This is a genomic window from Desulfuromonas thiophila (assembly GCF_900101955.1).
GTDB classification, from domain to species: Bacteria; Desulfobacterota; Desulfuromonadia; order Desulfuromonadales; family Desulfuromonadaceae; genus Pseudodesulfuromonas; species Pseudodesulfuromonas thiophila.
In genome coordinates this window covers 1-12702 of sequence record NZ_FNAQ01000008.1, presented here as the reverse complement: position 1 = coordinate 12702, position 12702 = coordinate 1, and the positions used below count along the sequence as shown (strand labels likewise).

Annotated in this window: 10 protein-coding genes; 7 read left to right on the top strand and 3 right to left on the bottom strand. The window is 63.1% G+C overall.

Annotated elements, in window-relative coordinates:
- The first annotated feature begins 42 nt into the window (after positions 1-42).
- The 4 genes from BLR80_RS07800 (at position 43) to BLR80_RS07785 (ending at position 6173) form a co-directional block, all read left to right on the top strand.
- The gene (locus BLR80_RS07800) at positions 43-1104 is read left to right on the top strand and encodes an ABC transporter substrate-binding protein (RefSeq protein ID WP_092078485.1); all 1062 of its coding nucleotides are present in this window, start codon (positions 43-45) and stop codon (positions 1102-1104) included.
- 36 nt (positions 1105-1140) lie between these two features.
- Entirely contained in the window at positions 1141-3468 is a 2328-nt protein-coding gene (locus BLR80_RS07795; protein WP_092078279.1) for an ABC transporter permease subunit, read from the top strand.
- On the top strand, positions 3465-4562 hold the full coding sequence (locus BLR80_RS07790) for an amino acid ABC transporter ATP-binding protein (protein ID WP_092078276.1): 1098 nt from the start codon (positions 3465-3467) through the stop codon (positions 4560-4562). The genes BLR80_RS07795 and BLR80_RS07790 overlap by 4 nt, the downstream gene beginning before the upstream one ends.
- Positions 4563-4634: 72 nt before the next feature.
- Complete coding sequence (locus BLR80_RS07785) at positions 4635-6173, top strand: M48 family metalloprotease (RefSeq protein ID WP_092078273.1); 1539 nt, start codon at positions 4635-4637, stop codon at positions 6171-6173.
- A gap of 17 nt (positions 6174-6190) precedes the next feature.
- Here BLR80_RS07785 and BLR80_RS07780 read toward each other — a convergent pair whose 3' ends face one another.
- Both BLR80_RS07780 and BLR80_RS12950 read right to left on the bottom strand, forming a co-directional pair.
- Positions 6191-7426: a NupC/NupG family nucleoside CNT transporter gene (locus BLR80_RS07780; protein ID WP_092078270.1), complete on the bottom strand. Its 1236-nt coding sequence runs from the start codon at positions 7424-7426 to the stop codon at positions 6191-6193.
- Entirely contained in the window at positions 7423-7596 is a 174-nt protein-coding gene (locus BLR80_RS12950; RefSeq protein WP_171906371.1) for a hypothetical protein, read from the bottom strand. The genes BLR80_RS07780 and BLR80_RS12950 overlap by 4 nt, the downstream gene beginning before the upstream one ends.
- Between BLR80_RS12950 and umuC the strand changes: the two genes are divergently transcribed.
- Positions 7595-8857, top strand: coding sequence for a translesion error-prone DNA polymerase V subunit UmuC (gene umuC / locus BLR80_RS07775; protein WP_092078267.1), 1263 nt, complete (start codon positions 7595-7597; stop codon positions 8855-8857). The genes BLR80_RS12950 and umuC overlap by 2 nt on opposite strands.
- Before the next feature lie 152 nt (positions 8858-9009).
- The gene (locus BLR80_RS07770) at positions 9010-11142 is read left to right on the top strand and encodes a putative bifunctional diguanylate cyclase/phosphodiesterase (protein ID WP_092078264.1); all 2133 of its coding nucleotides are present in this window, start codon (positions 9010-9012) and stop codon (positions 11140-11142) included.
- A gap of 97 nt (positions 11143-11239) precedes the next feature.
- Here BLR80_RS07770 and BLR80_RS07765 read toward each other — a convergent pair whose 3' ends face one another.
- Positions 11240-11806: a DUF4124 domain-containing protein gene (locus BLR80_RS07765; protein ID WP_092078261.1), complete on the bottom strand. Its 567-nt coding sequence runs from the start codon at positions 11804-11806 to the stop codon at positions 11240-11242.
- 606 nt (positions 11807-12412) lie between these two features.
- Here BLR80_RS07765 and BLR80_RS07760 point away from each other — a divergent pair.
- Complete coding sequence (locus BLR80_RS07760) at positions 12413-12625, top strand: hypothetical protein (protein ID WP_092076744.1); 213 nt, start codon at positions 12413-12415, stop codon at positions 12623-12625.
- Positions 12626-12702 lie beyond the last annotated feature (77 nt).

Below are 12702 nucleotides of genomic sequence, written 5' to 3'. Positions count from 1 at the left end.
CGGAATGCCCGGCAGCATACACAAGAAAGAGGATAAATCCACATGCGAGGGAGCATAAAACATCTTTTACTGCCTGTCGGCCTGATTCTGCTGACCATCGCCGTTTTGCTGCATTCTGACCGCCAGCAACGCACGGCCGGCCCACAGGCCGCGGCAGCCACACCGGTCTATCCCGCCATCGCCATTTTGCAGATCACCTCCACCAGCCTGCTGGACGATCATGTCGCCGGGGTGCTGGCCCGTCTGCGTGAACTGGGCCTGGTCGCCCCGGCCGACGCCAATATCCGGCGCTACAACCCACAGGGCGATTACGCCACCGCCGGAGCCATGGCGCGGGATATCGCCGCCGGACCGGCGGATCTGGTCATCACCTCCAGCACCCTGGCTCTGCAGCTGTTCGCCAAGGCCAACGAAGCCACGCGCAAGCGCCACGTCTTCGGCGCCGTTACCGATCCGCTCGGCACCGGCGTCGGCATCACCGGCCCGGCAGCCGACCAGCATCCGCCCCACATGGCCGGCATCGGCACCTTCCAGCCGGTCCGCTCCGCCATCCGCCTGGCCAAAACCATGGCGCCCCGATTGCAGCGGCTGGGCGTGGTGTGGAATCCGGCGGAACAGTGTTCGGCCGCCTGTCTGGCACAGGCCCGCGCCACCTGCGCCGATCTGGGCATCGCGTTGCTGGAGATCAATGCCGGCAACACCTCCGAGGTGCCGGAAGCCACCCGCGCCCTGCTGACGCGGCAGCCCGACGCGCTCTGGGTCGGTGGCGACACCGTGGCCACCGCCGCCCTCCATCTGATTCTGCATCTGGCCAGCGAGGCCGGCGTGCCGGTATTCACCAACGACCCTGCCGATGCCGCCCGGGGCGCCCTGTTCGGCCTGGGGGCCGATTATGTCACCGTCGGCCGCTACACGGCCGATCTGGCTGCCGCCATTCTCGCCGGCCGCTCGCCGGCCAGTTTTGCCACCGAAGCGGTCATCCCCGAGCAGCTGCGGATCAACCCCAGCGTTCTGGCCCGTCAGCAGCCCCCCTGGGCGCTACCCGACAGCCAGCAACACCCCTACCAGCTGGTGACGGACAACCCCGCCGGCCAGTCACGGTAACCGCGTTCACCCGTTTTGTTTGCTGGAGTTGCCATCATGCCGTTTGTCGCCCGGCGCCTTCTCAAAACCCTGCTGTTGAGCCTGACACTGCTGCTAGCGACGCTGTTGCCCCCCCTGGCTGGCAGCCTCAGCGCCGCGCCCGGCCCCTTTAGCAGCCTGGACGATCTGGCCCAGGCCCGCCTGGGCGCGGTTCTCGGCACCCTGCAGGGAGCCTACGCCGAACAGGCCTACCCGGCAGCCCAACTGGTCTGGTTCAACAACCTCACCGACCTGTTGCTGGCCACCCGCGGCGGCAAGGTTGACGCTGCTCTGATCGATGCCATCAGCGCCACCGCCCTGCTGCCCAACTGGCCGGACATGGCCCTGCTCGATGACGATTTCATGCGCTATCCGCTCGGTATCGGCTTCCGACCGGAGCTGGCCGACCTGCGCCAGCGTTTTGACCATTATCTGGCCAGCATCCGGGCCGACGGCCGCTACGATCAGATCCACCAGCGCTGGTTTATCGCCGATCCTCAGACCGCGCAGATGCCGCCCTACCCGGTAAAAGAACCGGCCGCACGCTATATCCTGGGGGTTTCCGTTGCCGATCTGCCCTATGTGGCGGTGGTCAACAATCAGGTGGTCGGCTTCGACATTGAACTGTTGCGGAGCTTCGCCGCGGCTGAAAATATCGCCTTGCAGATTCAGATTCTCGATTTTGGCGCGCTGATTCCAGCCCTGGCGGCCGGCAAGGTCGATCTGATCAGTGATGGCATCGCCATCACCGAGGAACGGCGTCAGCGGGTCGCCTTTTCCGCTCCCTATGCCGAAGGACGCGGCGCCGTGCTGGTACTCAGGCAGCGGTTGGCCCAGAACCCGCCGTCAGCCGCGCCGCAGCCACAGACGCTGCCGGCGCGGCGTTTTGCCGATCTGGCGCGGGGCAAGATCGCCATCTTCATCGGCACCGTGCAGGATGCCTTTCTGGCCCAGCATTATCCGCAGGCCGAGGTGGTTCGGCTCAACACCACGGCTGACCTGGTTCTGGCCGTGCGCACCGGCAAGGTCGACGCCGCCCTGATCGAAGGCAGCACGGCCCGCCTGATCCTGAAAAAGAATCCCGAACTGGCCATTTTGGAGGAACGTCTCCAGGTACTGCCCCTGGGCGTGGCTTTTCGCCGCGACCGCACCGACCTGCGTGACCGTTTCAACGCCTTTTTGCGCCACATTCGTGAAAACGGTACCTACCAGACACTTTACCAGCGCTGGTGCGTCGAGGACGCCGACGAAGCGGTCATGCCGGAAATCCCCCACTTTTCCGGCGGCGAACGCGGCCTGGCCGGGGTGGCGGTGGACGATCTGCCCTATGTCAGCCTGGTCAACGGCGAATTCACCGGTTTCGATATCGAATTGCTGCGCCGTTTCGCCGCCCATGAACACATTGATCTGCAGATCCGCGCCTATGAATGGGACGCCCTGATCAACGCCCTGGCGGCCGGCAAGGTCGATCTGGTGACTGACGGCATCGCCATCAGTGAGGAACGGGCCAAGGTGGTGGCCTTTTCCGAGCCCTATCTCGATCTCAACACCGTGGCGCTGGTGCGGCGCGACCGCATGGCTGCCGCCGCCCCCCCGGCTCCGGAGCCCTTCACAAGCGAGCCGGCCAGCACGGTTGTCAGCGCGGTGCCGGCGCTGGCCAGTCTGCAGGAGAGTCTGCGAATCAACTTTGTGGTCGAGCAGCGCTGGCGCCTGATCGTGCAAGGGCTGGGAGCGACGCTGTTGATTTCGGCGGCCGCCACCCTGCTGGGAACATTGCTGGGAGCCGCCATCTGCGCCCTGCGACTGTCGCGCCAGCCGCTGGCACGGCGCTTCGCCATCCTGTACATAGCAACGGTGCGCGGCCTGCCGGTCCTGCTGCTACTCATGCTGATCTTCTATGTGGTGTTCGCCTCGGTCAATATCAGCCCCCTGCTGGTGGCCGTGGTCGCCTTCGCGCTGAACTTCGCCGCCTACGTCGCCGAAATGTTCCGCAGCGGCATCGAAGCGGTCGACCGGGGGCAGACGGAAGCCGGGATCGCCCTCGGCTTCACCCGCCTGCAATGCTTCCGCCACATTGTTCTGCCACAGGCCATCCGCCGCATCCTGCCGGTCTATCGGGGCGAATTCATTTCACTGGTGAAGATGACCTCCATTGTCGGCTACATTGGCGTGCAGGACTTGACCAAAGCCGGCGATATCATCCGCAGCCGCACCTTCGAAGCCTTTTTCCCTCTGATCATGGTGGCGGCGCTCTATTTTGTGGTGATCTGGCTGCTGGGTCTGGCGCTCGACCACCTCGACCGCAAAACCGATCCGCAGCGCCAGCGGCTGGAGACCCGCCCATGATTCGTGTCGAGCATCTGAGCAAACATTTTGGCCCGGTGGCGGTTCTCACGGATGTCAACGCCCACATCCGCCAGGGCGAGGTCATTTCCATCATCGGCCCGTCGGGCACCGGCAAAAGCACCTTTCTGCGCTGCCTCAATCTGCTCGATCAACCCAGCTCCGGTCGTATTCTGATCGATGGGCAGGACATTCTGGCCGCCGGCGTCAAGGTGGCGCAGCTGCGCCAGCGCATGGGCATGGTATTCCAGTCCTTCAATCTGTTTCCCCATCTCACGGCCCTGGGCAACCTGTGCATCGGTCCGGTGCAGCTGCGCGGCCACTCCAGGGTGCAGGCCGCGGCCCGCGGCCTGGAACTGCTGAAGATGGTCGGTCTGGCGGAAAAGGCTCACAGCCTGCCCCACGAACTGTCCGGCGGGCAGAAGCAACGGGTGGCCATCGCCCGCTGCCTGTCGATGGAGCCGGAGATCATTCTGTTCGACGAGCCAACCTCGGCCCTTGATCCCACCATGGTCGGCGAGGTCTTGGCCGTCATCCGCCGGTTGGCGCGTGACGGCATGACCCTGGCCATTGTGACCCACGAAATGGATTTTGCCCGTCAGGTTTCCAGTCGGGTGTTCTACATGGATCAGGGCATCATCTACGAGGAAGGCCCGCCGCAGCAGATCTTCGAGGCGCCACAACAACAGCGCACACGCGATTTCATCCGCCGGGTGCGCTGTCTGGAGTTCCGCCTCAAGGAACGCGATTTCGATCTCTACGCCCTGTTCGGCCAGCTCGACCAGTTCTGCGAAAAGCACCTGCTGCCCAAGGCCAGCGCCCTGCGCCTGCAGCTGCTGACCGAAGAGGTACTGGAATGGCTCAAACAACAAGCCGGCGTCTTCGATGTGGCCCTGACCGTCGCCTTTCACGAACAGGACGCGCTGCTGGAACTGCGCCTCGACTGTGCCGGCCCACCCGGCAACCCGCTGGAGCAGGCCGACTCCCAGGACGATATCGGCCTGGCCCTGATCCGCAATCTGTGCCGCCAGATCGACTGGCAGCGCCAGGGCGAGCGCAACCTGCTGTCGTTGCAGCTCGACAGCCGGGCGCCCTGAACCGCCGGCGGCGTCCATCGCAGCGACTGCCGCCCTCTCCGGAAAACGCTCCACCCGACAGGAGATTCTGCCATGCGCTACGCTCTTGCCGTCTGTACCCTGGTCCTGCTGCTTGCCGGTTGTGCCGTCAATCCGGTGACCGGCAGAAACGAACTGGCCCTGGTCGGCGAAGACACCGAACTGCGCGCCGGCGCCCAGCATTATCAACCCAGCCGTCAGATGCAGGGCGGCGACTATCGCACCCATCCTCAGGTGGTGGCCTATGTGCAGCAGGTCGGCCAGCGGCTGGCCGCCGTCAGTGATCGCAAACTGCCCTACGAGTTCCGTGTGCTGAACGATTCAACGCCCAACGCCTGGGCCCTGCCCGGCGGCAAGATCGCCATCAATCGCGGGCTGCTGGTGGAGCTGAACAACGAAGCTGAACTGGCGGCGGTCCTCAGCCATGAAATCGTCCACGCTGCTGCCCGTCATGGCGCCAAGGACATGGAACGCAACCTGCTGCTGCAGGGTGCCGTGCTGGCAACGGGGCTGGCAGCGCGCAACAGCGAATACGCCGCCCTGGCCACCGGCGGTGCCGCCGTCGGTTCCCAGCTGATTCAGCAGCGCTACAGCCGCGACGCCGAACGCGAAGCCGACGCCTACGGCATGCGCTACATGGCGCGGGCCGGATATGACCCCGCAGCCGCCATCGGTCTGCAACAGACCTTCGTGCGGCTGGCCAAAAACCAACAGCCGGACTGGCTCAACGGTCTGTTTTCCAGTCACCCGCCGTCGCAAGAACGGGTCGAGGCCAATCGCCAACTGGCGACGACGCTGCCCAAGGGCGGCACACTGGGCGAGGAGCGCTACCGCCAGGCCCTGGCACCGCTGCTGGCCGACTGCGAGGCCTATGCCGCCCACGATGCCGGCCGCAAGGCCCTGCAGGCAAAAGACACGGCCAAGGCGCTGAGTCTGGCGGAAAAGGCGCTGCGACTACAGCCCGCCGAGGCCCTGTTTCACGGCCTGCGCGGCGATATCCGCATGGCCGAAAAGAATCCGGCCGACGCCATCACCAACTATGATCGCGCCATCGCCCGGGACGACGGCTATTTCCATTATTATCTGCAGCGCGGCCTGGCCAAAAAAGCCTTGGGGCAGACCAGCGCCGCCGTTGCCGATCTCGAGCGCAGCACCGCTCTGCTGCCCACCGCCCCGGCTCAGCAGGCCCTGGGGCTGGTGGCCCTGCAGCAGGGCCAGCGCGGCAAAGCCAAGGAGCTGTTCGCCGCTGCGGCCCAGTCGCAATCCACCATCGGCCAGCAGGCCCGTCAGGCCTATCAGCGCCTTGATCTGCCGGAGCAGCCCCAACGCTATCTGACCACCGCCGTGGGTCTTGATGGCAAGGGCCAACTGGTACTGCGTATCAGAAATGACAGCAGCCTCAATGTCCGTCAGATTGTCTGCCTGCTGCAGTTCAGTGACAGCCGACAGCGCCGCCAGCAACGCAGCCTGACACTGGCTGAGGTGCTGCCGGCGGGCCAGCAGCACCAACTCAAGACCGGCATCGGCCCGCTCGACCCTGCCACCCTCAAAAGCCTGAGCGTCCGTGTCAGCCAGGCAACCCTGGCCGACTAAAAGACCCGGCGCAAAACTCAAGCCGGCAACAACAAAGCGGCTACCGCCGCCGTCATACAGGTGGCCAGGGTGCCGGCCAGCAACGATTTCAGCCCCAGCGAAACAATCTCCGGCCGTCGTTCAGGCGCCATGGCGCCCAGACCGCCGATCAGAATGCCCAGGCTGCCGGGATTGGCAAAACCACACAGGGCATAGCTGAGCAGATACAGGCTGCGCTCGCTGAGCTGACCCGGCGGCAAGCGGCTCATATCCAGATAGGCCACAAACTCGTTGATGACAGTCTTGGTGCCCAACAACGCCGCCGCCGTCGGCGCCTCCGCCCAGGGCACGCCGAACAGCCAGACCACCGGCGCCAGCACCTGGCCGAGCAGCCCCTGCAGGCTGGCACCGGGCCAAAGCAGGCCGAGCAGTTGATTGACCAGGGCCACCAGCGCCACCATGACAATGATCATGGCGACGATATTGAGCAGCAGCTGAATACCCTGGGTTGTGCCACGGGTAATGGCGTCCATGCTGCCGCGCACCGAGGTGTCGACCTCCAGCCGGGCGGCGGTCGGCGTGGCGTTTTCGGGCACCAGCACCTTGGCGATCACCACCGCCGCCGGCGCGCTGATCAGCGAAGCGGTCAGAATATGGCCCATGATATCGGGCAATAGCGGTCGCAAAATACTGGCGTAAAGTACCATCACCGTGCCGGCGATGGTGGCCATACCGCAACTCATCAGGCAGAACAGCTCGCTGCGGCTCATCCGCGCCAGATAGGGCCGAACGATCAGCGGCGCCTCGACCATGCCGACAAAGATGTTCGCCGCCACCGCCAGCCCCTCGGCACCGCCCAGCCCCAGCGTCCGCCGCAACAGCCAGGACAGGCCCTGCACCACCCAGGGCAGGATGCGCCAGTAGAACAACAGAGCCGACAACGCGCTGATCAGCAGCACCAGCGGCAGCCCGCGAAAAGCCAGCAGATAGGCACTGGCGCTGCCGGTTTCGGCAAAGGGCAACGGCCCGCCGCCCAGATAACCGAACACCAGCCCGGTGCCCGCCGCCGTGGCCTGTTCCAGCGCCAGCACAGCCTGGTTGAGCAGCCAGAACAGCTGGCGGCAACCCGGCAGACGCAACAGCAGCAGGGCCAGCAGCAGTTGCAGGGCCAGCCCGCCCAGCACCAGACGCAGGGGGAAGCGGCGGCGGTTCTCGCTCAGCAGCCAGGCCAGCAGAATGAACAGGGCCAGGCCCAGCAGGGGTTGAATGATCATCCGGAATCCTCCTTGTTCAGCAGACGGGTGTGCATGGGACCATTTTCCCTGCGACAATACACCACAGGCCGGGGTTGTCTCGGCAACCGGTCGGCATTCTGCCCCAGCCGTCGCCAGCAGACAACCACGCCGCCACCGACGGCAGATTTTTCCACCGGATCAAACGCCATGCCGCTATTCGCCCTGATCGATTGCAACAACTTCTACTGCAGCTGTGAGCGCCTGTTCCGGCCCGATCTGCGCCGCCGGCCGGTGGCGGTTCTGTCCAACAACGACGGCTGTGTGGTGGCACGCTCGGCCGAGGTCAAGGCCCTGGGCATTGCCATGGGAACACCGCTGTTCCAGATTCGCCACCTGGTCAAGCAGCATGACATTGTGCTGTTTTCTTCGAACTATGGCCTCTATGCCGACATCTCGGCCCGGGTGATGGCCAGCCTGCGCGCCTTCAGCGATCATCTGGAGGTCTATTCGATTGACGAAGCCTTTATCGATCTGACTGCGGCTCAGGCCGATCTGGCCAGCTGCGGCCAGGCGATCCGCGAGCAGCTGTACCGCCATGTGGGTGTGCCGGTGAGTGTCGGCATCGCGCCGACCAAGACGCTGGCCAAACTGGCCAACGGCGCGGCCAAACGTTTTAGGCAATGTCACGGCGTGGTGGATCTGTCACAGCCAGAGCGGCAGCGTCGCCTGCTGGCGTTGACGCCGCTGGAGGAGGTCTGGGGGGTCGGCCGCCAACTGGGGCCACGTCTGGCGCGGCTGGGTATCCGCACGGCGCTGCAACTGGCCGAGATGGACGTGCGTTTCGTACGGCAGCGCTTTTCGGTGGTGCTGGAAAGAACAGTGCGCGAGCTCAACGGCGAATCCTGCCTGGAACTCGAGGAGGTACCGGCACCGCAGAAACAGCTGGTTTGTTCGCGTTCCTTCGGTGAGCGGATCGAGACCTATGACGAACTGCGCCAGGCCCTCAGCCAGCTGGTCTGTCAGGCCGCCGCACGCCTGCGTCACCAGGCGCTCAAGGCCGGCATTGTGACGCTGTTCATCCGTACCAGCCCGCACGATACCCAGCAGCCCTACTATGGCAACCGGGCCAGCACCAGCCTTGGCGAGGCCAGCAACGACAGCCGGGTGTTGCTGCCCCTGGCTCTGCGCCTGTTTGACAAGCTATGGCGCGAGGACCTGCGTTATGCCAAGGGTGGGGTACAACTTGAAGGCCTGTGCCCGGCGGATCAGGTGCAACCAGGGCTGTTCCACAGCCCACAGGACGAAGGTAAAGGAAAGCAGCTGATGCAGGCGCTCGACCGCCTGAACCAGTCCGGCCGCGCCAGGGTCTATTTCGGCGCCCAGCGGCCGGAAGCGGACTGGTTCATGACGCGGACGCTGCTGTCGCCGGCCTACACCCGCAGCTGGGATGAACTGCCCCAGGTGCGCTGACGGTCGGCACAATTCCGGCTGGTCAAAACCGCCTTCAGCCGCTATGGTGGCAGCAGGCTGTTTTATCAGGCCAGCTCCGCTGCGTTTACCGTCAACCCCGCCGGGCAACCGGTATCAGACAAGCGCCTCACCGGTGCCTGCAGGACGCTGCCATGACCAAAGCTCCCTCTTCAGGCCAGGCCAAAAGCCTGAGCATCTTTCTGATCGAGGACGACACCGCTCACGCTGAACTGATCCGCCGCGCTTTTCAGGAGCAGTCCCCCAGGGTTCAGCTTTATCAGGCCGCCAGCCTGGCCGGTTATCACGCCCTGCTGAAACAGCACAGTCCCGATCTGGTGCTGATGGACATAAACCTGCCCGACGGCCGGGCCCTGCAGGCTCTGGCCGACAGCCATGACCACCGAGCCTTTCCCTTGCTGGTCATGACCGCCTACGGCAACGAAGAACTGGCCGTAGAAGCCCTCAAAGGCGGTGCCTTCGATTATCTGGTCAAATCACCCGACCTCTTCCGCCGGTTGCCGGTCATCGTGCAGGGGGCCCTACGCGAATGGCAGCTTTTGCAGCAGCGCCGCCAGGCCCAGGCCGATCTGCAGGCCAGCGAACGACACTATCACAGCCTGTTCGAATCCATCGACGAGGGTTTCTGCGTCATGGAGGTGGAATTCGACGACGACGGCACCGTCAGTGACCTGCGCCTGCGCGAGATCAATCGGATTTTCAGTGCCCAGACCGGTCTGGGCCCGGAATGTCTATCGCACAGCATCCGCGAACTGTTGCCGGAGATTGACCCCTTCTGGCTGCAGACCTATGGCGCCGTGGCCCGCACCGGCGAGGCCATCCGGTTCCAGCGCCCGGAACAGCAACTGGGCCGTTTTTTTGATGTTTACGCCTTCCGACCGGACAACGGCAGCCGCAACCAGGTTGCCGCGCTGTACCGCGACATCACCGAGCAGAAACGTTACGAAGAACAGCTCAAGCATCTGGCAACCCATGACGTCCTGACCGGGCTGGCCAATCGCACGCTACTGCTCGACCGCCTGGAACAGGCCATCCATTACGCCCATCGTTCCGGCCGGCTGGTGGCGGCGTTATTGTTCGATCTCGACCGCTTCAAGGTCATCAATGACAGCCTCGGTCACAACTTCGGCGATCAGCTGCTGCGCGCCGTTGCCGGACGCCTGCAGCACTGCATACGCGAAACCGACAGCGTTGCCCGTCTGGGTGGCGATGAGTTCGTTGTGATTCTGGCCGAGGTGGCCGACATGAAAGACATCGCCCTGGTCGCCGGGCACCTGCTGGAGCAGCTCAACCAGCCCTACCGGGTGGAAGATCGCGAAATTCGGCTGAGTGCCAGCCTGGGAATCAGCCTGTTCCCGCGTGACAGTGATGACAGCGCCACCCTGCTGCGCAACGCCGACATGGCCATGTACCGCGCCAAGCGTCTTGAGCGCAGCAGCTTCCTGTTCTACGCGCCGGAAATGAACCAGCGGCTGCAGGAAACACTGGAGTTGGAAGAAGCCCTGCGACAGGCTCTGGAACAGGAGCAGTTTCTGCTGCTCTACCAGCCAAAGGTCAATCTGGTAACGGGACAAATCTGCGGCTGCGAGGCCCTGGTCCGCTGGCAACATGCCCAACGAGGGCTGATCTCACCGGCCCAGTTCATTCCGCTGGCGGAGGAAACCGGCCTGATCGTGCCGCTGGGCGACTGGGTACTGCGGCAGGCCTGTGCCCAGACCTGTCAATGGCGGGATGCGGGACTGCAGCCAGTACCAGTGGCCGTGAACCTGTCAGCGCGGCAATTCCGCAAGGGCGATCTGACCCAGCGCCTGCAGTCCATTCTGCAGCACAGCGGTCTTGCCGCCGGCGAACTGGAGCTGGAACTAACCGAAAGCATGATTATGGACAATCCCCAGCAGGCCGTGCAGATCATGCATGAGCTCAAACAGCTCGGCCTGTCCTTAAGTCTCGACGATTTCGGTACCGGCTATTCAAGTCTGAACTATCTGCGCCGTTTTCCGGTCGACAATCTCAAAATCGACCGTTCTTTCATCCGCGATGTAGCAACAGACACCAGCGGCGCCTCCGTCGTCACCAGCATCATCCAGATTGCCCACAACCTGGGCCTGGGCGCCGTCGCTGAAGGCGTCGAAACCCGCGATCAGCTCGATTTTTTGCGCCGTTGCGGCTGCGACCAGTTGCAGGGCTACCTGTTCAGCAAGCCCCTGCCGGCAGAAGACTTCGCTGCCTTATTACGCGAAGGCCGCAGCCTGACACCACCAATTTGACATTTCGCCAGCCTGGCACGGTCGCCAGTTCCCGCACGGGAGGCACATTGCCGGACGGCCTTGAGCCAACCCCGGCCCTGTAGACCTGTAGAAATCATCAGGGCAACCGGCGCACAACCGTCCGTTGGCCAGCAGATCGCGGCAGCACGGGCTGGGAATGCGGACGCGCCATCAAACGAGGGGAGTGCGGCGCGTTCCCATCAGAGCAGGATTGACGCATAGCATCCTGATAGCGCGTCCGCCGGCCGGGCAGGGAATACACAGGCCTGCGCCGGTCATCCCATCGATCGATTAGACTCTTTTCGTAGGCAATATCCTGCTCCAGCCGGGCCTCGTGCAAGGCGTGACGCCGGTCGTTATCTTCCTCAATGGCCCTGGCCAACTTCTTCTGCTGCAATTCCTCGCGCCGTTGCCAATTGGCCAAAGCAAGCTGCCGCTCCTGTTCGTACTCGCGCAAAAGACGCTCCTGACGCTGCACCGCTGTTTCACGGCCACCACTGTAGACCCGGGTCTGTAATTCTTTGGCATTTTCGGGACATTCCGGCAGATTATCGCTGATATGAAGCTGCCCGCCCGTATCTTTCCATGTGTACAGCGGCCCCGCCTGTCCCTGTGCAGGCAACAAACCAAGAAAAACCATCCAGATCAGAACAAAACGCCACACAAATCCATCTCCTCTCGTTCATCCGAATCTGACGACTCAATCCAGGATCGCCAATAGGCATAAAATTTTTGCCGAATCTAGCAGCACCCGTAGCGCACGACAAGTTTTTTAATTATTTTGGCTGGTTACAGCAACGACTCTTCTCGCAGTTACGCAAGAACCAGGGTGAAGCTTCTGCGCTTCTGTTGAGCAAAAAGGCAAAACGGATCTGCGATATAACATTTCCTTACGGTAGCCGATTCAATAACTCAGCTCTGGCGATATTTTCCGATATTTTCCCTATACAGCCAGTAACGGCTGTTATTTCAGCCTGATAGCCCACCATGCCTGATTGTCGCGCTGTTCTGGTCTGGCTCGGCTTTGCTCCCATCGTATAGCCCCAGCATACGTTTCCGGCGCCCGCTGCCGTTTTTGCTGCCTCACCAGCCTTCAGACGCGGTCTTCTTGTGCTCCGGAAATTTTTCTTGCGATATTTTCTTGCTGATTTCAGCAGTTTATTCGGAATTTCCCGGGGCGTCAGTGTTTGTTGGCACGTCTTGCGCAGTAGTATCTGGGCAAGAGCAACGCACTACCGCAAGCCTTCAACCGTAACCACAGGAGGACATCATGAAAACCACCACGCTGCTGACCCTGACTTCCTTGCTGGCGGCTTCGCCGGTCTACGCGGCGGCCGATGCTTCCTCCAGCGGTTTTCTGCTCTGGGCATTCCTTGGCTTCTTTGCCCTGCTGATCGCCACCCAGATTCTGCCGTCGCTGCTGTTGCTGGTCGGCATTACCCGGGCGGTTACCCACAGCAAGGAAACCCTGCCGCTGAAATAGCTCCGGCACAAGGGCAACGGAACAAACCGATAACCGATTCAACCCCATAAACGCTTTAAGCACAGGAGGACGCCATG